The sequence below is a fragment of the Lysinibacillus sp. UBA5990 genome, from assembly GCF_002429815.1.
In the GTDB taxonomy this organism is placed as follows: Bacteria; Bacillota; Bacilli; order Bacillales_A; family Planococcaceae; genus Lysinibacillus; species Lysinibacillus fusiformis.
Window position 1 is genome coordinate 519,250 of sequence record NZ_DJAY01000015.1, and the last position, 25,955, is coordinate 545,204.

The 25,955-nt window shown below is 38.9% G+C and carries 23 protein-coding genes and 2 pseudogenes; 15 read left to right on the forward strand and 10 right to left on the reverse strand.

Annotated features, from left to right (window positions below; translation table 11 throughout):
* Positions 1-25 precede the first annotated feature (25 nt).
* From bshA to B3D94_RS15070, 3 genes are all read left to right on the forward strand, one after another.
* Entirely contained in the window at positions 26-1,171 is a 1,146-nt protein-coding gene (bshA, locus tag B3D94_RS15060; RefSeq protein WP_193831379.1) for an N-acetyl-alpha-D-glucosaminyl L-malate synthase BshA, read from the forward strand.
* Positions 1,158-2,336, forward strand: coding sequence for a CCA tRNA nucleotidyltransferase (locus B3D94_RS15065; protein WP_291758099.1), 1,179 nt, complete (start codon positions 1,158-1,160; stop codon positions 2,334-2,336). The genes bshA and B3D94_RS15065 overlap by 14 nt, the downstream gene beginning before the upstream one ends.
* A gap of 143 nt (positions 2,337-2,479) precedes the next feature.
* Positions 2,480-3,463 carry a biotin--[acetyl-CoA-carboxylase] ligase gene (locus B3D94_RS15070; RefSeq protein WP_291758100.1) on the forward strand — a complete coding sequence of 328 codons (984 nt, stop codon included), beginning with the start codon at positions 2,480-2,482 and terminating at the stop codon, positions 3,461-3,463.
* 57 nt (positions 3,464-3,520) lie between these two features.
* Here B3D94_RS15070 and B3D94_RS15075 read toward each other — a convergent pair whose 3' ends face one another.
* Genes B3D94_RS15075 through B3D94_RS15085 form a run of 3 tightly spaced genes read right to left on the reverse strand, consistent with a single transcriptional unit; the run spans position 3,521 to position 5,273 of the window.
* Positions 3,521-4,357: a DUF4097 family beta strand repeat-containing protein gene (locus tag B3D94_RS15075; protein WP_069480686.1), complete on the reverse strand. Its 837-nt coding sequence runs from the start codon at positions 4,355-4,357 to the stop codon at positions 3,521-3,523.
* Positions 4,358-4,960: a DUF1700 domain-containing protein gene (locus B3D94_RS15080; protein ID WP_258268169.1), complete on the reverse strand. Its 603-nt coding sequence runs from the start codon at positions 4,958-4,960 to the stop codon at positions 4,358-4,360.
* On the reverse strand, positions 4,953-5,273 hold the full coding sequence (locus B3D94_RS15085) for a PadR family transcriptional regulator (RefSeq protein WP_008181900.1): 321 nt from the start codon (positions 5,271-5,273) through the stop codon (positions 4,953-4,955). Before B3D94_RS15085 ends, B3D94_RS15080 begins: the two co-directional genes overlap by 8 nt.
* Positions 5,274-5,691: 418 nt before the next feature.
* On the opposite strand from B3D94_RS15085, the gene panB reads away from it, so the two are divergent.
* From panB to dinG, 5 genes are all read left to right on the forward strand, one after another.
* Entirely contained in the window at positions 5,692-6,531 is an 840-nt protein-coding gene (gene panB, locus B3D94_RS15090) for a 3-methyl-2-oxobutanoate hydroxymethyltransferase (RefSeq protein WP_069480688.1), read from the forward strand.
* Positions 6,528-7,382 carry a pantoate--beta-alanine ligase gene (panC, locus tag B3D94_RS15095; protein ID WP_193831382.1) on the forward strand — a complete coding sequence of 285 codons (855 nt, stop codon included), beginning with the start codon at positions 6,528-6,530 and terminating at the stop codon, positions 7,380-7,382. Before panB ends, panC begins: the two co-directional genes overlap by 4 nt.
* Before the next feature lie 2 nt (positions 7,383-7,384).
* Positions 7,385-7,768 (forward strand): aspartate 1-decarboxylase, encoded by a 384-nt coding sequence (gene panD, locus B3D94_RS15100; RefSeq protein WP_069480690.1) that lies wholly within the window; start codon positions 7,385-7,387, stop codon positions 7,766-7,768.
* Positions 7,769-8,041: 273 nt separating this feature from the next.
* On the forward strand, positions 8,042-10,174 hold the full coding sequence (locus tag B3D94_RS15105) for a 5'-nucleotidase C-terminal domain-containing protein (RefSeq protein ID WP_291758106.1): 2,133 nt from the start codon (positions 8,042-8,044) through the stop codon (positions 10,172-10,174).
* Positions 10,175-10,389: 215 nt separating this feature from the next.
* Positions 10,390-13,161: an ATP-dependent DNA helicase DinG gene (dinG, locus tag B3D94_RS15110; RefSeq protein WP_069480692.1), complete on the forward strand. Its 2,772-nt coding sequence runs from the start codon at positions 10,390-10,392 to the stop codon at positions 13,159-13,161.
* Between the two features lie 59 nt (positions 13,162-13,220).
* On the opposite strand, the gene B3D94_RS15115 is transcribed toward dinG, so the two are convergent.
* Entirely contained in the window at positions 13,221-13,934 is a 714-nt protein-coding gene (locus tag B3D94_RS15115; protein ID WP_069480693.1) for a TetR/AcrR family transcriptional regulator, read from the reverse strand.
* 255 nt (positions 13,935-14,189) lie between these two features.
* Between B3D94_RS15115 and B3D94_RS15120 the strand changes: the two genes are divergently transcribed.
* Together B3D94_RS15120 and B3D94_RS15125 are read left to right on the forward strand one after the other, a co-directional pair.
* A complete protein-coding gene (locus B3D94_RS15120; protein ID WP_069480694.1) occupies positions 14,190-16,223 on the forward strand; it encodes a CocE/NonD family hydrolase in 2,034 nt (677 codons plus the stop codon).
* Positions 16,224-16,245: 22 nt separating this feature from the next.
* Positions 16,246-17,544 (forward strand): MFS transporter, encoded by a 1,299-nt coding sequence (locus tag B3D94_RS15125; RefSeq protein WP_258268174.1) that lies wholly within the window; start codon positions 16,246-16,248, stop codon positions 17,542-17,544.
* A gap of 92 nt (positions 17,545-17,636) precedes the next feature.
* Here the strand turns inward: B3D94_RS15125 and B3D94_RS15130 are convergent, their stop codons facing one another.
* The 4 genes and pseudogenes from B3D94_RS15130 to B3D94_RS15145 form a co-directional block, all read right to left on the reverse strand.
* A complete protein-coding gene (locus B3D94_RS15130; RefSeq protein WP_291758110.1) occupies positions 17,637-17,873 on the reverse strand; it encodes a GGDEF domain-containing protein in 237 nt (78 codons plus the stop codon).
* Positions 17,860-18,252, reverse strand: a complete 393-nt coding sequence (locus tag B3D94_RS23035; RefSeq protein WP_414674009.1) for a GGDEF domain-containing protein — start codon at positions 18,250-18,252, stop codon at positions 17,860-17,862. The genes B3D94_RS15130 and B3D94_RS23035 overlap by 14 nt, the downstream gene beginning before the upstream one ends.
* 90 nt (positions 18,253-18,342) lie before the next feature.
* Positions 18,343-18,790 (reverse strand): annotated as a pseudogene (locus B3D94_RS23040) (7TM diverse intracellular signaling domain-containing protein); the annotation flags it as partial.
* A 97-nt stretch (positions 18,791-18,887) separates the two neighbouring features.
* The gene (locus tag B3D94_RS15145) at positions 18,888-19,457 is read right to left on the reverse strand and encodes a 7TMR-DISMED2 domain-containing protein (RefSeq protein WP_291758115.1); all 570 of its coding nucleotides are present in this window, start codon (positions 19,455-19,457) and stop codon (positions 18,888-18,890) included.
* 185 nt (positions 19,458-19,642) lie between these two features.
* Here B3D94_RS15145 and B3D94_RS15150 point away from each other — a divergent pair.
* From B3D94_RS15150 to B3D94_RS15170, 5 genes and pseudogenes are all read left to right on the forward strand, one after another.
* Positions 19,643-20,410, forward strand: a pseudogene (locus B3D94_RS15150) (isocitrate lyase/PEP mutase family protein).
* Between the two features lie 25 nt (positions 20,411-20,435).
* Positions 20,436-20,993 carry a bifunctional transcriptional activator/DNA repair enzyme AdaA gene (locus B3D94_RS15155; protein ID WP_069480697.1) on the forward strand — a complete coding sequence of 186 codons (558 nt, stop codon included), beginning with the start codon at positions 20,436-20,438 and terminating at the stop codon, positions 20,991-20,993.
* Between the two features lie 14 nt (positions 20,994-21,007).
* The gene (locus B3D94_RS15160; protein ID WP_291758118.1) at positions 21,008-21,922 is read left to right on the forward strand and encodes a DNA-3-methyladenine glycosylase family protein; all 915 of its coding nucleotides are present in this window, start codon (positions 21,008-21,010) and stop codon (positions 21,920-21,922) included.
* On the forward strand, positions 21,909-22,406 hold the full coding sequence (locus B3D94_RS15165) for a methylated-DNA--[protein]-cysteine S-methyltransferase (RefSeq protein ID WP_069480699.1): 498 nt from the start codon (positions 21,909-21,911) through the stop codon (positions 22,404-22,406). The genes B3D94_RS15160 and B3D94_RS15165 overlap by 14 nt, the downstream gene beginning before the upstream one ends.
* Before the next feature lie 173 nt (positions 22,407-22,579).
* Positions 22,580-22,912, forward strand: coding sequence for a DUF378 domain-containing protein (locus tag B3D94_RS15170; RefSeq protein WP_036124637.1), 333 nt, complete (start codon positions 22,580-22,582; stop codon positions 22,910-22,912).
* Positions 22,913-23,008: 96 nt separating this feature from the next.
* Here the strand turns inward: B3D94_RS15170 and B3D94_RS15175 are convergent, their stop codons facing one another.
* Both B3D94_RS15175 and B3D94_RS15180 read right to left on the reverse strand, forming a co-directional pair.
* Positions 23,009-24,529, reverse strand: a complete 1,521-nt coding sequence (locus B3D94_RS15175; RefSeq protein WP_291758121.1) for a CoA-acylating methylmalonate-semialdehyde dehydrogenase — start codon at positions 24,527-24,529, stop codon at positions 23,009-23,011.
* 12 nt (positions 24,530-24,541) lie between these two features.
* Positions 24,542-25,903 (reverse strand): aspartate aminotransferase family protein, encoded by a 1,362-nt coding sequence (locus B3D94_RS15180; protein ID WP_291758123.1) that lies wholly within the window; start codon positions 25,901-25,903, stop codon positions 24,542-24,544.
* Positions 25,904-25,955 lie beyond the last annotated feature (52 nt).

Sequence of the window (25,955 nt, forward strand, 5' to 3'; positions counted from 1 at the left end):
GTGATTTAGAAAGGATGATCATCGAATGAAAAAGCTAAAAATCGGCATTACCTGTTATCCAACAGTTGGAGGCTCTGGTGTAATTGCAACAGAATTAGGCAAAATGCTTGCAGAAAGAGGACATGAAATTCATTTCATTACCTCAAGCGTACCATTTCGATTGAATAAAATTTATCCAACCGTCTTTTTCCATGAAGTCGAAGTTAATAATTATTCAGTGTTTCAATATTCACCATACGATATTGCATTAGCGAGTAAAATGGCAGACGTCATCAAGGATGAAGAGTTGGATGTGTTGCATGTGCATTACGCAATTCCACATGCAGTATGTGCTGTGTTAGCACGTGAAATGAGTGGGCGAGATATTGGCATCGTTACAACACTTCATGGCACAGATATATCGGTGCTTGGACAGGATTCTACGCTTTCACAGGCCATTAAGTATGGGATTGATAAATCTGATATTGTGACGACCGTGTCGCACGCATTAAAAGAACAAACTTATGAATTAATTGATACAGTTAAGCCCATTGAAACAATTTATAACTTTGTGGATGAACGTGAGTACTTCCCTCGAAATTCAGGAAATCTAAAAGAGCAATTTGGTATTCAAGAAGATGAAAAAGTCCTCATCCATGTCTCTAACTTCCGTAAAATCAAGAATCTTCCGCATATCATTGACGCCTTTATGAAAATACGTGCTAATGTGAAGGCGAAACTCTTATTAGTCGGCGATGGGCCCGAAAAGCATCGTGTAATGGACCAAGTAAAGGAAAGTCCATATATGAAGGATGTTTTATTTTTAGGGAAGCAAGAAAATTTAGCTGAACTATATGCAATTAGTGACCTAAAACTATTACTTTCTCAGCAGGAATCGTTTGGACTGGTTTTATTAGAGGCAATGGCTTGTGGAGTACCTTGTATTGGTACAAATGTAGGGGGTATCCCGGAAGTCATTGAACATGGTGTGGACGGCTTTATTGTGGAATTAGGAGATACTGAAGCAGTAGCTGAATATGCTGTTCAGTTATTGCAAGATGAAGAAAAATTACTGCGTTTCAGAGAAGCAGCCATTCATGCAGTCAGTGAAAAATTCCACTCGTCCAAAATTGTAGAACAATACGAAAATCTGTACGAGAAGGTTGCGGAAAGAAATCATGCAAAACAATAAAGAATGGCAAACAGCCTATTCAGTAATTGAACAATTAGAACAAGCAGGCTTTGAGGCCGTTATTGTAGGTGGAGCTGTTAGAGATGCTTTACTGAATCGGCCTGCACATGATGTCGATGTGGCGACAAATGCGCTGCCTGAAGAGGTAAAATTAGTTTTTCAACGGACAGTAGATATTGGGATTCAGCATGGGACGGTACTTGTTATCGTACCTGCTGGGCCAGTTGAAGTAACTACTTATCGTACAGATGGTGAATATACAGACCATCGAAGACCAGATAAAGTGCAATTCGTTCGCTCTCTACAAGACGATTTACAACGCCGTGATTTTACTATGAATGCCATTGCAATGCGCCGTGATGGCACTTTTGTTGATTTTTATGGTGGTCGTCAAGATATTGATCTTCGAATTATTCGAGCTGTTGGAGATGCACAAAAACGCTTTGCTGAGGACGCCTTGCGTATGTTACGAGCAATCCGTTTTTCAGCGCAGCTTGATTTTACAATAGCGGAAGATACATTGATTGCGATACAAAATAGAGCGGCCGATATCGCTTTTATTGCGAAAGAACGAATCAAAGCAGAGCTCGATAAGCTATGGCTCGGAACAACTGTTTTTAGAGGCCTACAAAAATTAGAGGAAAGTGGCTTGGCAGATTATTTAACAGGGAGTTTTCAGGCTGATCGCTGGTATGAATTTCAGACTGTGGACAAGCATGTAGGCTGGGCCTATTTTGCGTTACTTCAAGGAGCGAATTGGCGAGAGATTCTGCGGGATTATCGTATATCCAATAAAGAAATGGCGTTTGTTAAATCTGTATTGACAGCTTATGAAGCGTTAAAAAGTGGCTGGACAAACACCCATTATTTTACCTACAAAGAACAGGAGCTAGAAGCAGCGGTATATTTCGCAAAACTGCTCCAATTGGACGTTCGTTTACCTAGCGAGCCTATTTATGTATTGCAGGACAAGCTGCCAATTCGACAAAAACAAGATATGGTAGTGAATGGGGCGGATTTACTTAAATGGTCTGGCAAAAAAGGAGGCCCCTGGGTTAAAGAAGTATTAGAGGACATACTGGAAGCGATTATTCATAATGAGCTTGCAAATGATCAGCAGCAGATAAAAAACTGGCTAGATCACAACTATTTCCATGAAACATGAATATATATACCTTACAACAAGCCGTCTCAGGAAAGCGTGGGACGGCTTGTCATATATATCACTAATGGTCATTTCAGTTAATTTACAGTATGATTAAGTATAGTTACATAAAAAGCGGAGTTTACAAAAGGATTGATGTGAACATGACAATGTCCATGAAAGATGAAATTTTAAAACGAATACTGGCTACCAATGGAGAAGCGGTTTCAGGTCAAGAATTAGCGGATTCTCTTGGAGTTTCAAGGACGGCTGTCTGGAAACATATGCAGACGTTACAAGAAGAAGGCTACACATTTGAAACAATAAAGAAAAAAGGCTATGTATTAACGGGTGTACCAAATAGTTTAAGTCCCACACAAATTGAACTTTTTTTAAAAACAGAGCATTTCGGAAGAGAAATTCATTATTTCGATGTCGTAGATTCAACACAAACGATTGCCCATAAACTGGCACAGGAAGGCGCACCACATGGCACGGTCATTATTGGTGAAGAGCAAACAGCAGGTCGCGGGCGGATGGCTCGTGCATGGGAATCAGTCCATGGTAGTGGTATTTGGATGACCGTTATCGTTCGACCTGATGTCACACCTCAACAGGCATCCTCTTTTACGCTTGTTGTAGCAGTCGCTGTCACAATGGCCATTAAAACACTATATCAAGATATTGAGCCAGCTATTAAATGGCCCAATGATCTATTAATTAATGGTAAAAAATGTACAGGTATTTTGACGGAGATGCAGGCGGAGGCAGATCTGGTACAGGCATTACTAGTTGGCATTGGAATAAATGCTAACCAGGAGGCGGCTGATTTTTCACCAGATATTGCGGATATTGCTACTTCACTACGATTAGAGGCAGGAGAAGAAATTAATCGTGCGGCACTTGTAGCCTTGATTTTACAGTACCTAGAGCAATTTACCGAGCTATATATCGAAGAAGGATTTGCAAGTATTAAAACCCTATGGGAACAGCTGTCTTGTACAATTGGTCAACGTATTGAGGTGACGACAATACGAGAGCGCTTTGAAGGAATTGCTAGTGGAATTACAGATGATGGGGTGCTACAGCTTACGCAAGATGATGGATTGGTCCGAACGATTTATGCAGGAGACATCAAAATACTTTAAAAAAAAAAGCTGCAAGGTATGTGCCTGCAGCTTTTTTGATGACTTCAATTGCTATTATTATTTGAGTGAAACATTGACGTCACCATGCGATAAAGAAACGTTCAGCTGGTCATCACTTTTGTATAGCTGAGTGACTTTGCCATTTTCTTCTTTGCCATTAACCGTTATATCGCCAAAACTTGTTTTTACTTCATAACCAAGATCACTTTGTTTGTTTTGTAAGTGAAGCGTTGCATCCCCAAAGCTAGATGTAATGGTTGATGTCCCATTTAAAATTCCAGCAATATGAATATCACCATGTTCGCTTTCGATATTAACACCATTACTAGAATATTGCTTGAACGTTAAATCACCAAAGTCCTGTGTAATCTCTGTGTTCTCTCCAGTTATGTTGTTGAAGGTAATATCTCCGTAATTTTGCATCAGATTCAGCTGTTGATAATGCAACCCACGAAGTGTTGTATCCCCAAATTCACTATCTATTACAATCGTCTTTAGGTTAGTATTTGCTGGAACATAGATTTTGATAGAGGGAGAAGAAAAGCTTGAGAAGCCAAATTCAAACCCGTTTTTTTTCTTAGCTTTAGTTTCAATCTGTAAAGTTCCATTTTCAACACGATATGAGACGTCTTGTTGTTTGAGTACATTCGTTTCTAGCTTATATTGGTCTTCAGTTGCGACAATGGTGATATCCCCATAATCATTCGCTATATTTATACTAGTAAACTTATCTAAGTTATACGATTCACTAACTAGTTTATTGCTGCCTGGCACGTGAATGCCATCCTCATCTTTGATAATGAACCATCGGCCGCCTGAAAAATAGCCGACCAATGCTAGTAAAATACCTAACGCAATTATGGTCATAGCAATAAGGGAATTTTTAGAAGCCATTTATAAGCCCCCTTTCCTTGTTTTTGTTATTTTGTGAAATAATCTGCCCAATGCTTCTACAGAGAGAAGGACGGTTTTCTTAATAAAACGGGCAACGAATGGAAAGAGTAAGACACTAAACCCTGTAATGATTAAGCCAACACCCATAAATAATAAGGCGGTTGGCCAATGCTCTGTTAAAATGAAGAGGCCTGAAATCAGGGCTGCAATTCCCCCAATAAAAATACTTAAAATACCAGCTCCAATCGCAAAAATCAAACTAATAATGACAGCACCAAATGAAAATATAAGGGCGATAGCTGTTGCAAGAAGTGGTAAAGAAAGTGGTGCAGAAAGTATAGCTAAAATAATAAGCCATAAAGCTGTCATATTCTTTTTAGTCGATTTCTCCGTATTGTTTTCTAAATCCTTTAAGGCAAAATCAGCCAATATTTGCGAGGCAACATGAGAAGGGGAGCCTAGTTCTGAAATAACCTGCTGCTCATTATTTTCTCCTGCTTCCTCAAAGTATTCTTCATAATAGGCAAGAGCAGCGTCTAACTCTTGCGCAGGAAGGCGCCGTAATTTCCCTCGTAGCTTTTTCAAATAACTAGCTCTATCCATCTATATTCCCTCCTAAAAGTACACAATCAACCTTTTCTTTATAGACTCGCCATTCTTTTAAAAGCTCTAATAAGCGTATACGACCATGCTCTGTAATTTGATAATAGCGTCTATTTCTACCTTGATAAGGCTGATCGTAGGTAGTTAAGTAATCTGCTTTTTGTAAGCGACGTAATACGGGGTACAATGTAGACTCTGAAATATCCATGACTGATTGTACTTGCTGCGTTAAGGAATAGCCATAAGCATCCTCTTTGTCAACAATGGCCAATACACAAGCATCCAGTAAAGCTGAGCCAAGCTGAAATGTCATCTTTCCACCTCACATTCATTACTTATACTTCATTTTATATTATATGCTATATAGTATGTGGATAGTATATGACGTATAGCATGGATTGTCAAATTTTATAAATGAATATTTTTACTATTAGAAAATAATATTTGAAGATTACAAGTTTTATTGTTATAGTATGTGCTGAAGGGCAGTATCCTTTGCGAACGGCACCTTCAAACGTAAGATCTCACACTAACAAATATCTGCCTTGATCTTTATGACAGGGACGGAAGAAAACAATGCGTTCAAAAAGTAGCTTACTTTCTAAGTGAAGCTAGTACCTCTTGCCGAGTTATGTAAGGGGTTTTTGCAAACGAACGAAACACTACCCTTCTGTCCATTTTGGAACCGAGGGGTTTTTCTGTTTTCTTCCCTTAAAAAGGAGGACTACAAAATGAGAACGACAACAGATTTTTTAAAGATGAAAGCGGCAGGCGAGAAAATTGTGATGGTGACTGCCTATGATTATCCAGCTGCTAAATTTGCAGAGGCTGCTAATGTAGACATGATTCTAGTAGGGGATTCACTTGGAATGGTTGTCCTTGGCTATGATTCTACAATGCCAGTGACTGTAGCAGATATGATCCATCATGCGAAAGCAACGCGACGTGGGGCAAAGGACACTTTTGTTGTAGTGGATATGCCATTTGGTTCCTATCATGGTGATGTCAATGAAACATTGAAAACAGCCATTTATATGATGCAAGAAACAGGTGCTGACGCTTTAAAAGTGGAAGGGGCTGGTGATGTCATTCCGGTCATTCGAAAACTAACAGCTGCAGGAATTCCAGTGGTTGCTCATTTAGGCTTGCTGCCACAATCAGCAGGAGTACTTGGTGGTTATAAGGTGCAGGGGAAAACGGCTGAACAGGCAACGCAGCTGATTGAGGATGCCAAGCAGTGTGAAGAGGCTGGTGCATGTGCGGTCGTCTTAGAATGTATCCCACATCAGCTAACAGAAATTGTGTCCTCTAATCTTATTATTCCAACTATAGGTATTGGAGCGGGTGTCGAAGCAGATGGCCAAGTGTTAGTTTATCATGACATGTTAAGCTATGGCTCACACCATGTGCCAAAGTTTGTTCAACAATTTGCGGATATGGGGAAAGAGGCAAGTGAAGGAATGGTTCACTATGTGGAAGCAGTCAAAGCAGGTACTTTCCCAGCCCAAAAGCATTTCTTCACAATGAAAGAGGATGCTCTAGACCAGCTATATGGGGGCGTCAAATCATGAAAGTTATCACAACGATACAAGCATTAACAGCTGAAATTCAGGCAGCCAAACAAGCCCATAAAACTATTGGCCTTGTACCAACTATGGGATATTTACATGAGGGCCATTTAACATTGGCTCAAACAGCACGTGCAGAAAATGATTTAGTTGTCATGAGTATATTCGTTAACCCCACACAATTTGGGCCAAATGAAGATTTTGAAAGTTATCCACGAGATTTGCCAAGAGATATTGCGTTGGCAGAGTCTGTCGGTGTTAATCTTATCTTCGCCCCAAGTGTAGAAGAAATGTATCCACAGGATGGAGGAATTCGCATCCATGCTGGTGAACAGGCAACAATTCTTTGTGGAGCGAGTCGTCCAGGACATTTTGATGGTGTGTTACAAGTTGTAGCAAAACTATTCCACCTTACACTTCCAACAAGAGCCTATTTCGGTCAAAAAGATGCCCAGCAAGTTGCCCTTATTACAACAATGGTGCGTGATTTTAATTTTCCTTTAGAAATGCGCGTCGTGCCTATCGTACGTGAGGAAGATGGGCTAGCGAAGTCTTCTCGCAACATTTATCTAAGCGAATCGGAAAGAGAAGAGGCTCCTGCTATTCATGAAGCACTACAATTGGCTCAGAATAGCTTTTTAGCGACTGGAGATGTTGGGCACGCATTAGTAAAGGCCAAAGCCCATATTGAGGCACGAACTCATGGACGAATTGACTATATTGAATTATTAGCCTATCCAGATTTAATACCAGTGACTGAAACGACTCAACAAGTATTGCTGGCAGCTGCTGTGTATATTGGACAGACACGCTTAATTGATAATAGTATCTTTACTGTGAAAGAGGGACTATAAATATGTTACGAATGATGATGAATAGTAAAATCCACCGTGCCACAGTGACTCAGGCGGATTTAAATTATGTAGGCTCGATAACAATTGATGAGGATATTTTAGACGCAGTCGGTATGCTACCAAACGAAAAGGTACATGTTGTTAATAATAATAATGGCGCTCGTTTTGAAACGTATATTATTGCAGGTGAGCGTGGTTCAGGTGTAATCTGTGTGAATGGAGCGGCAGCAAGACTCGTACAGCGTGGCGATATTGTCATCATTATTTCCTATGCATATGTGGATAATAATGAGGCAAAGGATCATAAACCGACTGTCGCTATAATGGGAGAAGGCAATACGATTAAAGAAATGATTTCCTATGAACCCGAAGCAACAGTGATGTAAGACAAGAGTATATCCCAGAAACTACATTGAGTAAAGTAGTTGGAAATCGAATCAAATAGGAGGATGGCAAGGCTCAATTATGGTAGCCGAATAGCCCATCCTCCTTTTTTATGTGATTAAATCTGCTACAAAAGTACTGGTAAAATTTTGTTTTTCTAACTATTAAACTAGTTTGTGAAATTAAAATTTTACAAATGTTCTAGTATTTTATGAGATATTTATGTAGAATTTAGTTGTTAGTACATCATTTTACTAGTGGAGGTATCATTTGTAATGGAAAATAAACGTAACAAATTTTTAACAGCTACTGCAGCAGCATTGGCTATCACGGCAGTAGCAGCAGCACCAGCATCAGCAGCTAGTTCATTTTCGGATGTAAAGGAAAATCATGCAGATTATGAGGGCATTTCTACACTTTATGCAGCAGGTATTATTAGCGGATTCCCAGATGGTACATTCAAACCTGATACAAATGTCACGCGTGGACAAGCTGCAAAAATGATTGCAGGCGCATTAAAGCTAGACACGAAAGAAGTTGTGAATCCAAACTTTAAGGATATTGAATCAGCTAATACGTATTACGGCCCAATCGCTGCATTAGTAGAATTAAAAGTTATTTCAGGCTATGGAGACAACACATTCCGTCCAAACCAAACGATTACACATGGTGATCTGGCAAAAATCTTATCATCTATTCCTAACTTACAAGAATTAGAAGGTGCTAAAAATCATGAAGCTAGTAAAAGCGTAACACGTGGACAACTAGCAACATTGATTGCAGAAGCTTTAACAACATTAAACCTAGAAACGCCAGAAAAACCAGAAAAACCGGAAGATGCTTTTACATTATCAGTTCTACATGTGAATGATACGCATGCTCGCGCAAATGAATTACCGAAACTAGCAACAGCTGTAAAAGAGCAACGTGAAACAAAGAAAAATGTTTTAACATTACATGCTGGCGATGCATTTAGCGGTACTTTATACTTCAACGAATTCCATGGTCAAGCAGATTTAGCGCTATTAAATGAAATTGGCTTCGATGCTATGGTATTTGGTAACCATGAATTTGATTTAGGTTCATCACCTGAAGGACATCAAGCACTTGCAGACTTTGTGAAAGGTGCTAAATTCCCATTTGTGGATGCCAATACAGACTTCTCAGCGGATGATAAATTTACAGGTTTATTTACAGATTTAGTTTCAAGTGAACCTGAAAACGGTAAAATCTATTCAGGTATTGTAAAAGAAATTGATGGAGAAAAAGTCGGTATCTTCGGTTTAACAACAGAAGAAACTTTGGATATTGCTTCTCCAGGTAAAGTGAAATTTACTAACTATATTGAAGAAGCGAAAAAGGCAGTAGCTGCATTTGAGGGTATGGGCGTTAATAAAATTATCGCTTTAACACATATTGGTTACAATGATAATCCAAATGTAGATAATGATATTTTACTAGCTAAAAACGTACCAGGAATCGATATAATTGTAGGTGGACATGACCATACTAAATTAGACGAGCCATTTGTTGTAGATACGAACACTGTAGGTGAAGCAAAAGATGCAACATTAATCGTACAAGCTAATGAGTATGTAAAATATTTGGGAACACTGGATGTAACATTTGATGGCAAAGGTGTTGTCACTGAGTACGGTGGCGAATTAATCGACCTTGGTAAAGTTACTGAAGATACAGCATTAGTAAAATTACTAGCGCCATATAAAGCAAAAATTGATGAAGTCAACAACAAGGAAATCGGTGTGAAAATTACTGAGGAGTTAGCAAATCCACGTGCAACTGAAACAAACTTAGAAAGTGTACGTAGCAATGAAACAGCCCTAGGTAATATCATTACAGATGGTATGTTGGCAAAAGCACAAAAATATACGGATAAAACAGTTGTCATGGCACTACAAAACGGCGGTGGTATTCGTGCAGCGATCCCAGCTGGCAATATTACTGTTGGACAAGTGATTACAGTATTACCATTTGGTAACACATTAGCTTTAATGGATGCTACAGGAGCTGAGCTTAAAGCAGCATTTGAAGTTTCCTTGAAAAATGCACCTAAAGAAAATGGTGGTTTCCTACACATTGGTGGAGCGAAATTACAATATGATTCATCAAAAGAAGCAGGCTCACGTGTTGTTTCAATCGAATATTTAGATAAAGCAACTGGCAAGTATGTTGCACTAGAAGATGGTAAAACATATACAGTGGCAACAAATGCCTTCACTGCTAAAGGCGGAGACGGCTTTGATATGTTTGCTAAAGCATATAAAGAAGGTCGTGTAACAGATTTAGGCTTATCTGATTGGGAAAATCTACAAGAGCAATTACTATCATTAAAAGAAGTGAAAACAGCAGCAGAAGGTCGTATTGTTGATGTTGCTAAAAAGCAATAATACCTTCGAAAGAATAGTTTACAAACGACATTTGATTTAAATTATGTCACATCGCTATTTCCGCAACCTCAGGGATGACCCTGAGGTTGCGGTTTTTTTAATGTACGGAGCAAAAGGGATTGAATATTAGACGGCATACAGGGGAGAAAGGATGCCGCTGAACCAAATATATGATAAAATTCTTCTTATCTAATGTGAACTGTGAGTTGAGATGTATGATGGAAAGTCAAAAATATGCCATTGTGGATTTGGAGACAACGGGTCATTCACCAGCAAATGGGGACCGGATGATTCAAATTGCCATTGTTATTATGAAGGATTGGGAAATTGAGCGTACTTATACGAAATTTATTAACCCGGGAAAAGCCATTCCATCTTTCATTCAAGATTTAACGCATATAACGAATGAGGATGTTAAGGATTCATACCCTTTTGAGGAACATGCGGATTACATATATGAGCTACTGGCTGATTGTGTGTTTGTAGCCCATAATGCCGATTTTGACTTATCATTTTTACAGGCGGAGTTTAAACGGGCAGGCCTTCCAAAGTGGCAAGGTAAAAAAATGGATACTGTAGAGCTGGCAAAAATTTTGTTTCCGATGTCACTTGGCTTTAAGCTAGGAGATTTGGCGGCGGATTTAAATATAGAGTTGGCCAATGCACATCGAGCGGACGACGATGCTCGTGCTACGGCAGAGCTGTTCAAATGTTGTTGGAAAGAGCTTTTAAATCTTCCTCAACTAACATTAGAACAAATGCATAAGCGTTCGTTTCGCTTAAAATCGAATATTTCTCAGCTTTTTTTCGAGGCTTTGCAAATAAAACGTCAACATAAAACAAGCTATGAGAATGTGCATTATTACCGGAATTTTGCAATTTGTAATGGTCGTAATAAACATGATCATGCATCAGAGACGATTGATTATCCGCAAACAGTGGCTGATAAAACGGCATTAATGACGAAGGCCCTCCCCAATTTTGAGGAACGTCCAGCACAATTCAAAATGATGGATACGATTTGGCAAGCACTACATGAACAAAAGGAATGTGTAATTGAAGCTTCTACGGGTATTGGCAAAACGGCTGGTTATTTACTGCCAGCCATTGTATATGCTCGTACTGTCCATAAAAAAATAGCGATCAGTACCTATACATCCTATCTGCAAGAACAGCTTGTAGAGGAGGAGTTACCAAAGATAGAAAAAATCTTGGGGACAAAGGTAAACATTTGTGTACTCAAGGGGATGCAGCATTATATTGATCTAGATCGTTTTGAACAATGTATGGCATATGCTGACGAATCCTATGATGATACTTTTTCTATTTTACAGATTCTCGTTTGGCTGACGAAAACAGAGACGGGTGTGTTAAGTGAGCTGAATGTTTCAGGTGGGGGACAACTGTTTTTAGAGAAAATCCGTAAAATACCAAATGACCAACCATCTAAAGGCTTTGATTTCTATGAACAAGCTTTAAAGAACAGTGCATTTGCTGACTGTATAGTGACAAATCATGCTATGGTTTTAAGTGATTTAGTTCGTCAAACGCCGATATTTACACAAATAGATGGCTGGATAATTGATGAGGCACATCAATTTATTCAGGCTGCGATGCAACAGGATGAAATTGTCTTCTCCTATACGCAATGGAAATATATTTTTGGTCAAATTGGCACAATGGAAGACACAGCACTTTATCAACTTTTTTGTGAAGCGGCGAAGAAGAAACAACGAGTATCCATGCAAAGTTTACAGCGACTGGATGCTCAATTTATACGGTTACAGCGTGCATTTGATGAGACCATTCAACGAGCTGTTCAAATCATGCAACGCCATATGAAAGGCAAGCGAGCTAGTAGTAAGTGTACCTTATTTATAGAGGATGTAACGCTTGCCAAAGAGTCATTTTTACAAGTTAGCAAATTAACGCAGCAATGGCTTGATCTTGCGACTGAAGCAGCTCAAGGATTTGAAAATAATATTGAGCAATTAGATAAAAATGATATGTATGTTTTATCTGAATGGCATTATTGGATTCGAGAAGTGAAAATTAAAATTGCGGAGTGGGAAGAGATTTTCCTGTCATCGCACGATGGAAGTTCGGTTTGGCTAGAATTTGATGTTCGAAGTGTCCCTGGCAGTTTACATGTTTTTAAGAAGCCAGCCAATGTAACACCGATTATTGAACAAGTGCTAGCACCTCTTCGCAAGCAAGCGAGCATTGTATGGACATCAGGTACATTAACGGTACCAGGCAATGAGCGTTTTGTTACACGACAATTAGGAGTTTCTGATAGCGTTGAAGTGATAAAACTACAGGCACCGCCAGCCTATTACGCTGGTGCAAAAGCATTTATTGTCACGGATATGCCAGACATTCAGCATGTCAGCCAAGAAGAGTACATTGAGGCAGTTGCTCATGCGATTACGAGAACTGTTAGAATGACGGAAGGTCGTTGCTTTGTGCTCTTCACAGCTCAGGATATGTTGCGGAAAACAGTCGAGCTCATTCAAGATAGTGAACTTTTAGATGATTATATGCTTTTTGCGCAAGGTGTTACAGGTGGTAGCCGTATGCGTATTCTGAAATCATTTCAAAAATTTAGCCATGCTGTTCTTTTTGGAACAAACAGTTTCTGGGAGGGTGTCGATGTTCCTGGAGATGCTCTTGCCTCTGTTATCGTTGTACGGCTGCCATTCTCTTCACCAGAAGAGCCTGTCTTTAAGGCAAGAGCTAAGCATCTTACAGCGCAAGGACGCAATTCCTTCACAGAGTTGTCATTGCCTGAGGCTATTATGCGCTTTAAGCAAGGCTTTGGTCGCTTAATTCGTTCCTCTCAGGATAAAGGCGCATTTATCGTCCTGGACCGTCGAATAACTAGCAAATCCTATGGGAAAGAATTTATTAAAGCACTACCGCCAATCGATGTAAAGAAATTGCAGCTACCCGAATTATTAAAAGAACTGAATCATTGGCAAAAATAGAAAGAAATTACCCCTTTTAGCATGAGCTAAAAGGGGTTTTTAAGTGGTTGCCAATACATTTATAACTGTTTGTTGTTATGTTCCTCATCAAAAAGATTGGCATTTCGAACAATCTTAGTAATATAGCTCATAACGATTTCTGTTGCTTGTTGGGCATCATAGCTTTTTCGATTATTTAAAAGGTTAGTAAACATACCTTGCCAAATTAAGAGTGTGATTTCATTAATGGCATCCACATTACCCTCGGTTAAATAGCCTTCTTTTAAAGCGATCTCTAACATAGAACGCCCCCGTTTTGTCAGGCTGTGCTGAAACAGTATAGTCTTTAAATCTTCAGGAATATTAATTAAATCATTAGGGTAAAAGTTATAATAATTTTCCAATAGTTTTTCTGGTGTTTCCCCTAAATCCATAATAAAGACGGCATGAAAAATTTGTGGCTGTTTGAAGGAGTATTGGCAAAAACATTCCCAAGCTAATAAATATTTATCAATAGGGTCCTTGCCTCTTTCTATGTAACGAGCAACTTCGTTTGTATAGTCTTGCATGCACCTCATCGATGCAAAAAAGAGGAGATGAGAGATTTCTGAAAAATAATTGTAAATGGTTGCACTGTTATAACCAGCCTTATCGGCAACCTTTCTAATCGTGACATTTTCCATTCCTTCTTCTTCGATAATTTCCGCTGTGGCGTCTACAAAGTATTTCCACATACGACTCCTTTGTATTTCCTTTTTTTTCAAAGTAATATCCCCCCGACGTACAATGGTCATGTAAAATTATTAGTTAAATTCATATATTTACCACTTGCAAGCTAGTTTAAACTTATTATAGCATAACAATTTCTATTTCCATCTCCCATTATAGCATTAGCTTTTAGCATTTTCAGTGTTGTACATTGGATTTTCAGATGATATACTAATCACAATTATTTTATAATCATGATTACTAAATAATTACGATTCTGAATAATTAGACGAAGTGGATGCAAGAACAAAGAGTTTAAACACAAGGGGAGGATGTATTCAATGAGTAAAAAAATTGTGACACAGTTTGAGTGTACATATGAAACGATTGAAAACACATGGATTGAATTAGCAGACGGCACAAAGCTTTCTAGTCGAATTTGGTTACCGACTGTGGAGGCAGGACGAAAAGTACCGGCTATTCTGGAGTATATTCCTTATCGTAAAACAGATGGCACGAGAGCGAGAGATGAGCCTATGCACGGGTATTTTGCGGGACATGGCTATGCTGTTGTCCGAGTAGATATGCGAGGTTCTGGTGAGTCAGATGGCTTATTAAAAGATGAGTATTTAAAGCAAGAGCAGGATGATGCGCTTGAAGTAATCGAATGGATCGCTAATCAAAGCTGGTGTGATGGCAATATCGGGATGATGGGGAAATCATGGGGCGGATTTAATTCTCTACAAGTAGCTGCTCGCAGACCCAAGGAATTAAAGGCGATTATTACAGTAGGCTTCACGGATGATCGCTATAACAATGACATTCACTATAAGGGTGGTTGTTTATTAAATGATAACTTCTGGTGGGGCGCTATTATGTTAGCGTATCAGCTCCGTCCGATTGATCCTCACATTGTTGGCGATAGCTGGCGTGAGAAATGGATGGAACGCTTAGAAAATATGCCTTTATGGATGGCACAGTGGATGGAGCATCAAACAAGAGATGACTACTGGAAGCATGGTTCAGTTTGTGAGAATTATGATGACATCGAAATCCCTGTTTTTGCACTAGATGGTTGGGAAGATTCCTATACGAACACAGTCTTAAGTTTAATGGAAGGGCTTTCTGTTCCTAGAAAAGGCATTATTGGCCCATGGGCACATGTTTACCCACATGATGGAGTTCCCGGTCCAGCAATGGGCTTTTTACAAGAGGCCGTGAAATGGTGGGATCATTGGTTAAAAGGAATTGACAACGATGTAATGGATGGACCAATGGTGAATGTTTGGGTTGAAGAAAGCATGGAACCTTGTGTTAAGAAACCAGTTAGCCATGGCTATTGGGTTGGACTGGAATCATGGCCAACAGCAGAAGAGGTACAAACGAAGGCGTATCAACTGACACATGGAAAATTGGTAGAGCAACGTAGTGATCAACCAGAACAGGTGCAATTAAAAACACCACAAAATCACGGTCTATTATCGGGAGAATGGATGGGTGCTGGAGTACTTGGCGAAAGTCCAGCAGATCAACGAGTTGATGATGGAATGGCTATGGTTTTTGAAACGGACATGCTAGAGAATCCACTAGAGATTGTGGGTTATCCGAAGTTTGAAGTGGAATTAATGAGTGATAAACCACATGCAATGCTATTTGCGCAGTTGTCAGACGTAGCACCAAATGGAGCTGTTACTCGTGTATCCTATGGGGTGATGAATTTAACACATTTGAATGGTCATGACCATGTAGAACTGTTAACTCCTGGTGAAAAAGTGAAAGCCTTTGTGCAATTAGATTGCTGCGGACATCAATTTAAAGCAGGGCACCGTTTACGCTTATCATTAGCCACAACATTTTGGCCTATGTTTTGGCCGATGCCAGAAGATGCTACATTGACATTAAATCTTGAAACAGCTACTTTCACATTGCCAACCTACCATGGACAACAAATAGCTGGACCCAATATGAATCCTGAAAGTGCACCATTAACACCTATAACAACGCTCCAAGAAGGAAGAGTGGATCGTTCTATTTCATACGATATTTTAACAGATACATGGACATGTATTACAGATGGAGTTGGAGGCGTTTTTGGCGAAGGGATCTATCGCTTTGATGATATTGATGTCACGGTAGAACATAATTTAAAACGAGAATTAACCTTAACGAATGCTGATCCATTGTCAGCTCAGTATACAATCTATCAAAAAATGAAAATAGGTCGTGAGGGTTGGTGGATTGATGCTGATATTACAGTTACTAAAACTTCTACTCTAGAAAACTTCCAAATAGTTGGGGAAATGGCGATCAAAGAAAATGATAAACAGGTCTTCCATAAGGAATGGGATCAAAAAATTAAACGTCATGGCTTGTAAATAACATATAAGGGGTAAACATATGGAAGCTAAGTTAAAAAAGAATACAGCTACTTTAGTTATTTTAGCTGTTTCAGGTGCATTAATTTACGCATTACCTTATTTTAGAAATTACTATTATGATGTCTTTCTCGATGCATTTCATTTGACGAATACTCAAATGGGGACACTTGGTAGTGCGTATGGTGTTTGTTGTTTAATTTCCTATATTTTTGGAGGATTTTGTGCAGATCGTTGGAAAACGAAATATTTATTAACTATTTCTCTAGTGGCCACTGGGTTATTAGGTTTTACATTATTACTCTATCCACCATATCCAGTGCTTCTCCTCATCCATGCTGCATGGGGAATTACGTCCATTATGACGTTTTGGGGAGCATTAGTAAAAGCAGTACGTTCTTTAGGTTCTGAAAATGAACAAGGAAAAGCTTTTGGATTTTTTGAAGGTGGCCGCGGCGTAACCAACATCATTCAATCTGCTGTGATTTTAGGGATATTTGCTTTTTTTGCGAAGCATATGAGTGATAAAATGGCGCTCTCAGCGGTTATTACGGTGTATTCTGTCATTTGTCTTTTGTTAGGTTTCATGATTATGATGCTTTATAAAGACCCCGATCAAGGGACTGTTAGTCGTGAGGACAACGATGGTAGTAAATCATTTGATTGGGCCGTCCTTTGGAAAGTGTTAAAGATGCCAACAACTTGGCTTGCAACTATTCTTATTTTTACGTCTTATGCGATGATTATTAGCTATTATTACATCACACCTTATGCAACAGCTGCATTTGGTGCCTCTACGTTGATTGCTGCGGCTTTAGGCTACTTCTCTCAGTATTGTCGACCAATCGGCAGTTTTAGTGCGGGCATTATTGGTGACAGGATAGGTGTATCTAATATGGTGTTAATCGGCTATATATTATTAGCATTAGGCTTAGTGGGACTCATCTTATTACCAGGCAAAGCTTCCTTTATCCTGATGCTTTTAATATTTATAGGGATTATTTATACATCTATGTATGCTCTGCAGGCGATGCATTTTGCTATTTTAGTAGAAGGAGATTATCCGGTTGAATCAACAGGAACAGTATCCATGCCACTAATGATTATTGGCTATAGTGGGGAAATCTTTATGCCGATTATTGCAGGCGCTTGTTTAGATTATTGGGGTGGCACAGCAGGCTATAAAGTATTCTTCGGTATTTTATTAGGTTTAGCTATTATCGGATTCGTTACAGTAGTTATTTGGCAACGTGTGACGAAAGAAAAACGTAAGGAGATTGCATTGCAAAGAAAGCTTGCGAAGGAACAGGTGCTTACTTAATTTAGCTTCAAAAAGAAATAACAGAATGTCTTCTAATGAAGTAAAAGATGACTTTGGTATGAGCCAAAGTCATCTTTATTCGTAAAGAGGTATCACAATAGGATGGACGCCTTTTTATTAGTCTCTGAATTGATATCGTTTTGTAAAAATTCCACAAGGTTTCTACCATGTTCCTTTGCCTGATATAAAGCTTTATCACATCTTGATAATAAGGAATGAATGGTATCGCCGGTGACAAAGCTTGTCACACCAAAGCTACTCGTTTTTTGATGAACAACTGGAAATGAATGTTGTTCAAGCTGCTGTCGTAGATTTTCAGACAGTTGCACAGCATCCATTAAGCGAGTGTGTGGACAAATAACTAAAAAACTCCTCTCCACCCCATCTACCCACGATGTCTTCTACTCGTACATGATTTTTCAAAAGGTCTGCTGCATGACGTAACACAAGATCACCCACTTGATGTCCAAATTCATCATTCACAGCTTTAAAATGATCAATATCTAACAATATAATCGATAGTGGTGTGCCATTTCCTGTAGCTTGCTCAAATTCTTTTTCTAATACGTCATCTAAGCGTACACGATTTGGTATTTGAGTGAGACGGTCTGTAGTTGCTAATGCTTCAAGCTCAAGCTTGGCTGATTCAAGCTCTTTTGTCCGTTCCTGAACTTTATATTCTAATGTTTCATTTAATGTTTCTTGCATGAGTTGATGTTCTTTTTTAATAATGTTGATTTTATCACCCAATGCTAAAGATAAAAAAATGGATTCAAAAATAGCACCAATGGTTGGTACTTCCTCAAAAATTCGTGGATGGAATGGAATTATACTTAAAAAGGCCAACGCTTGTACAATGATGGAGCTTAGCAAAACTGTACACCCAATGATATAGTATCGAGCCATCTTTTGACCTTTTTTGAAAACGAAAATGCCAGAAAGCCATAGAAAGATAAAGACTACTACCGCAAGTTGTGAAATTATTGATAAATGCAACGTCAGGAAGAATAAAAGATGCCATTAATGAACTGATGGTAATCCATAAAAGTAGTTTTCCGATTTTATGGAATGACGGTAGAAATTTTTTTAACTCCAAAAACTGAAGACAAAATAGAAGCATAAATAAAAGCAGTAGATTGCCAGTAATTGTTAAAGATTTAATAAAAAATTCCTCCGACAGCCAATTGCCCAATAACTCTATGTCTAATGAATTTAATGTTGCTTGATAGAAAATAAAGCTTAACATATATAAAACATAGAAAAAGTAAGCTTTATCCTTCAATGAAAAAATAAAAATAAATTATAAATTAATAAAGCTGATAAAAAACCATAGAAAATGCCAGTTAAAAATTTTTATATTCACTAATCTTATTTGTAAAACTTAATTCCGTATATAAATAGGAGGTAATACTTAGTGGTAATGCCCCATCTAACTTAATAAAAATTTCTTGAGTAGAAGGGTCTTGGATGTGAAATAAATTAGAACGAGATGGAAGAGATTGTTCCCCTAGATTAGCAATGCCTCTTCGTTGCACATCATATGAGCCATCCGCTTTTACCGAGAACAACTCAATGCTATCTAATTTATCTGTCTCCTCTAGCCAATAGGGTTCCTCTTTATCTAATGATATCTTGTCCATAGATAAGCGCAACCAAATGGTATCTTGAGTATGCCAAAAGAATGGATAGGGTTGATTGCTAGCCACAAAGAGATGGTCATAAGTGCCGTTCAATATAGCTTCAATGGGGACCTTTTTGGATGTATCTCGAAAAATTTCATAATGTTCGCCTAATTTTAGAGGGTCTACTAGCTCATCTGTTGGGTTCATTGCACTAACAGGTGGTATAAGGATGATCAAAGAGAGGGTAAAACAAATCAATAACAGCGTTTTTCTGATCTTTTTGTTTTTCATCAAAAATTCATTGCTCCATTCTATCGTTAAATTGAATAGCTACAACATTTGTTTAGTTTTCTCTTTTTAGAAATTTAAGTTAATTCAACCTCCTTATTATAGACTATAACAGCAAGATTGAGGACGAAATAAATGGGAACTTCCTGATAATATGGGGTCTAGTAAAAGATAGGGAGGCTTTCAATATGTCAAACATTCAGAAATTCAATGATTTACATTTCTCGCAGGAGCTTTTATTTTTAGGGAATGCTTGGGATGTGTTATCAGCGCTCATATTAGAAAAAGCAGGTTTTCAGGCGATTGGTACAACTAGCTGGGGGATTGCGAATTCACTTGGCTATGCAGACGGTGAACTGATTGATTTTCAGCGTCATTTGGCAATTATTCAAGCGATCGCAGAACAAGTAAATATCCCAGTATCAGCGGATATTGAAGCGGGATATGGTCATGATAAACAAAGCATTATCGACAATGTGTTAAGGACGGCAGATGTTTGAGTAGCCGGAATTAATATTGAAGATTCAGTCAAACATCAAGTAGGCTTAAGAAGTCTTACTGAACACTGTCATTTACTTACAAATATGAGGTCTATGTTAGATAATCGTGGTTTTCAAAATTTTTTTATTAATGCTAGAACAGATACGTATTTTCAAGTTGAGCAGCCATATCAAGAAACGATGACTAGAGCAATGGCTTATGTCGAGAGCGGAGCGAGTGGTGTTTTTATCCCAGGCTTAACAGTTATGGATGAAATAAGAGCTATCACAAGAAATGTGGATGCACCGATTAATCTACTTTCTTTACCAGGCATAACAAATTGCCAAACATTAAAAGAATTAGGGGTAAGACGGATAAGTTTTGGTAATGCACTTTCAGATAAAATCATTGCCTATTTGACAGAGCATGCTGCACAATTAGTAAAAGATCAAGATACTTCTTCTTTATATGTGTAATCTATGAAAATGAGGTGAGCTATTCGTGGACAATGCAATCAATTTATCCTTTGAGGAGAAGTGGGAAAAGATTATAGACTGTGATCAAACCTATGATGGGCTATTTTATACGGCGGTTAAAACGACTAAAATTTATTGCCGTCCTTCCTGTAAATCAAGAAAGCCAAAAAAGATGAATGTTGATTTTTATGAATCTATTCAAGAAGTCGAGACAGCGGGCTATCGTGCTTGTAAACGATGTCAGCCTGAAATTGAATGTTCACCACATATACAATTGATTCAACAGGTAACGGCTTTTATCATTAGTGCGTATAAACAAAAGGTAACCTTGCAGGATATGGCAGAGCATGTTGGTATTAGTCCTTTCCATCTTGAGCGACTATTTAAACAAGTGACAGCGGAGACCCCTCGATCCTATCTTGAAAAAATAAGAATTGATAAGGCGGCCCACCTATTAAAACATACAAACAATACAAATTTGGAAATTTGCTATGAAGCTGGGTTTCAAAGTCCATCTAACTTCTATAAAGTGTTTCGACGATTAAAAAATTGCTCGCCTACACAATATCGAAATCTTTCATAAAAAGGAGGTAGGCTATGAACTGGATAAATCAAGCTGATTATTTAGAAATCGAACCTCCAACGGAATTTAGTTTTTCAGAATGTTGGATGTTTTTAAAGCGCTCCAATCAAGAAATTCTCCATCAAATAAAAGAGGATGATCTCTTTAAATTACTAAAAATACAGGATCAGCTAATTTTATGTAGAATAAGTGAGCAAGCTTATAAAATGAAAGTAGAATTTCCGATGAATCAGCCATCACTCAACGAAAGAGAAAGAATTGTCCATTATCTTACAAAATGGTTTGATTTAGAAACTGAGTTGGCTTGTTTTTATCAGATGGCTAATAAGGATAACATTTTACAGCCACTGACAGAAAAATATAGAGGATTACGTTTATTGGGAATACCTGACTTATTCGAGGCTCTCGTGTGGGCTATTATTGGACAGCAAATTAATTTAACGTTTGCCTATACACTTAAAAAGCGCTTCGTTGAACAATTTGGAGACAGTGTTACCTTTGAAGGGGAAAGCCACTGGTTATTTCCAACACCTGAAAAAATAGCTACTATTCAAGTGGAGGATTTAAGGAACCTTCAGTTTACGCAAAGAAAATCAGAGTACATCATTGATATTGCGAAATGTATAGCGAGCGGCCAATTGACAAAGGAAATGCTGCGCCAAAAAAGGGATTACGAGGACATGAAAAAAAGTTTAATGGCTATTCGGGGCATTGGGGCATGGACGGCCGATTATGTGCTAATGAAATCTTTACAAGAGCTATCCGCGTTTCCAATAGCAGATGTGGGTCTACATAATGCTCTAAAAATGCAATTAGGTTTAGAACGAAAACCTACGATTGAGGAAATTACCCACTATTCGCAACATTGGCAAGGATGGCAGGCTTATGCCACCTTTTACTTATGGAGGTCACTATATGAAACAGTTTAAATTAGATTATCAATCACCGATTGGCATCATTGAAATCGAAGGACATGAAGAAGCAATTGCTGGCATTAATTTTGCAGAACGAGAAGAGCTCATCCATGTTCCTCAACAAGACACACCTGCAGTGCTCCTAGAATGTGCAAAGCAAATACATGAATATTTTATTGGGGAACGACATGAGTTTTCTTTTCCCTATGTTTTTAAAGGGACAGACTTCCAACAAGCCGTTTGGCATGCTTTACCTAGCGTAGGCTACGGTGAAACAGCTTCCTATAAAGATATTGCTGTGGCTATTCACAATGAGAAGGCAGTGAGAGCAGTTGGTAGTGCCAATGGTAAAAATAATATTAGTATCGTCGTTCCTTGTCATCGAATTATTGGTTCTAACGGATCTTTGACTGGATATGGTGGTGGAATGTGGCGTAAAGAATGGCTTCTTCAACATGAACAATCTCATCAATTAAAGGGCAATACCAAAAAAGGCTAATTACACCTAGTCCATCTGGCCACCTCGACCTGTATAAAAAAGTGGTTATTGCAAAAAATAAGACCGTCAATATGGCGGTTTTAATGACTAGTCTTTATCATTTTATCGCTTCTTATGACACCTCTCTGCTAAAAAAATTAGCTAGGAGTAAAAATGATAAAGGAGGTGTACTCATGAGCGTGCTCTATAGAATCGCATTAGTGTTAGTCATTATAGGGGCAATCAACTGGGGACTCATTGGATTCTTTAGGTTTGATTTAGTGGCTTATTTATTTGGCGGGCAAACAGCGGTTTTATCGCGATGGATTTACGCACTAGTCGGAATCGCTGGTTTAATTACTTTACCAATTTTGGTGAAGCGATTTGAAGACGAGGAAGACATAGATACTTATACGCGTATCGATCGAAATCCTAGCTATGGCATGGAGGCTGGGGAAGAAGCGGATTTCACTGAAGTAAAGAAGACAACTGAAGTGAAAAAAGTGGAGAAGAAAGACAATATGTAAGCTTATGATAAAAACTGGTGGCCATATTTGGTTCATCAGTTTTTTTCAAATAGGGGAAAACTCGCGTAGTCCATTCGATGACTACGCAAGTTATCTTTATGCTTGATTGCTTGGGAAGGCAAAGGATGATGTAGTGTCATGATCCTGTGTGATCCATTTTTCTGAAATGGTCTTTGTTTTTGTAAAGAAGCGTACTTGATCTGGTCCAAACATATGTCCCTCACCAAATCTTGAGCGTTTCCAGCCACCAAAATTATGATAGCCTACTGGAATGGGGATAGGTACGTTCACGCCAACCATACCTACTTCAATTTCAGTGGTGAATTTACGAGCAGCTGCACCATCATTCGTAAAGATTGTCACGCCATTACCTAGTTCATGGGCATTGATTAAGGCAATCGCTTCATCCAATGAATCCACACGAACCATATTGCGGGCTGGCCCAAAAACCTCCTGCTCATAAATTTCCATACCTGGTTTAACATGATCGAGGAGCGTAGGACCTAGATAAAATCCTTGTGATTGCTTCGCAATTTCCGGATGTCGTCCATCACAAACAATGGTTGCGCCTTCCTGTAAGCTACGATCAATATAGCCAATAATCGTTTCCTTTGAATGCTGTGTAATAACTGGACCAAAATCAACGTCGGAATCTGTATAAGGTCCCACTTTTAATTTGGCAATTTTATCAGCTAGTATTGTGACTAATTTATTCGCCGTATCCTCCCCTACAGGGATAATGGTAGAAATGGCCATACAACGTTGGGAAGCTGCACCATAGGCTGCACCTAAAAAGGCATTTGCGACATGCTCTAAATCAGCGTCTGGCATGACAACCATATTATTTTTCCCACCGCCTAGCGCAGTCACACGTTTCCCATGTTTAGAAGCCGTGGCGTAAATAGTCTCTGCAACAGGAGTGGACCCTACAAAGGAAACTGCTTCAATTAGTGGGTTGGATAATAGCTCATTGACAGCATCTTTATCACCGTTAATGACCGTCCATACGCCATCTGGTAAGCCTGCCTTTGTCCATAGCTCTGATATATATAGCGCAGAACAAGGGACACGCTCGGACGGCTTTAAAATTACACAGTTTCCAACAGCGACAGCCATGCTTGTAATAGCTAGTGGGACCATAACAGGAAAGTTAAATGGTGAAATGGCAGCCACTACGCCTAATGGTGCTTTTGTAGAATAAGCATTAATTTGACCACCCACATTAACGGAATACTCACCTTTTAGTAAGTGTGGGGCATTGATGGCTAAATCAACCGATTCTAAACCACGTGTAATTTCGCCCTTTGCATCTTCTTTGGTTTTGCCACTTTCCTTACAGATCATATCGATGAGCTCATCCATATTGTCTGTCAGTAATTGTCGAAACTTGAGCATAATTTCTGCTCTTTTCCCAACGGATAATGCACGCCATGTAGGGAATGCTTTTTTGGCAGCATTGATCGCTTCTTTTACCTCTTCTTTTGTTGCTAGGGGAACCCGCGCAATGACGGAACCCGTGCTTGGATTGTATACATCAGAAAAATGTCCACTTTTTCCTATAACAGTTTGTCCATTAATAAAATGGCCTAATTCTTGAATATCCGTATTCGTTACCATGGAGCTGTCCTCCTACAATTTTATAGCATGTAAGGTTTGCGTGAATTTTTCCACAAGGAAGTCTATCTCCTCAGAGGAGACGATTAGTGGAGGAGATAGCGTTAAAACATTATTGTAGCCTGCAACAGTTACACCGTTCTTGCCAATAATTAGCCCCTGCTCCTTACATTGCGCAATAACTTGATTAACTAGTGTGACATCTAGTGGGACTTTGCTCTTTTTGTCTTGTACAAGCTCTATACCGATCAAAAGCCCTTTCCCACGAATATCCCCCACATATGGGTGTTCCTTTAATTGCTCTCGTAAAGTTTTAAGGAGGGTATCGCCTAACGTAGCGGAATAGTTAAATAAATTTTCCTCTTCCAACATTTCTATATTTTTTAATGCCACGGCACAAGCGGCTGGCGAGCCACCAAATGTGTTAACATGGCGGAAGAAATCGTAATCGTCATTCCCTGCAAAAGCCTCATAAATTTCACGTCGAACAGCAGTAGCAGATAGTGGCATATAAGCGCTTGTTAAGCCTTTAGCCATTGTCACAATATCAGGCTGAATGCCGTAGTTTTGAAAACCAAAAGCTTTGCCCGTACGCCCAAAGCCACAAATCACTTCATCCACAATTAATAAAGCACCATGTTTTTCACAAACTGCTTTAACCCCTTGTAAGTAATTCTCATGTGGCATGATCACTCCGCCGCCAGTAATGATAGGCTCCATAATGACAGCAGCAATAGAATCAGACATTTCCCAGGTCATGACATGGTCGATCGCTTGCACAGATGGCAGTGCACATGGATCTTTACTTTTAATATGGTCTTCATTGGCACGATACGAGTCTGGTGGCGTGACATGAATAAAACCAGGTGCCAATGGCTCATATTTATATTTTCGCTGAGCTTGTCCAGTTGCCGCTAAGGCACCCATTGAGCTCCCATGATAAGCGCGGTAACGAGAAATAATCTTTGTTCGATTGACATGTCCTTTTTGTTGATGATATTGTCGAGCGATTTTGAACGCAGCTTCATTTGCTTCAGAACCACTGTTCGAGAAAAAGACGACATAGTCATCTCCTAAAAGTTCACTAATCTTTTCGCTTAATTGAATGGCTGGGATATGTCCGGCAGATAACGGTGTATACGTATTTTCTAGTAATTGATCATAGGCAACTTTAGCAATTGCCTCTCGACCATAGCCAACATTTACACACCATAAGCCCGCCATAGCATCTAAATAGCGTTTTCCTTCAGTGTCAGTAATCCATGCGCCCTTAGAAGATTGAACAATCATCGTTGCTTTTGGGTTGTATGGCTTCATGGAGTGCCAAACAAATTGTTCATCTTTGACTTGCCAATTTGGTCTTGTTACATTGGTCACTACATTCACTCCTTCTAAACAGGTAATGGCTGAACATGCATACGTCTTGAGT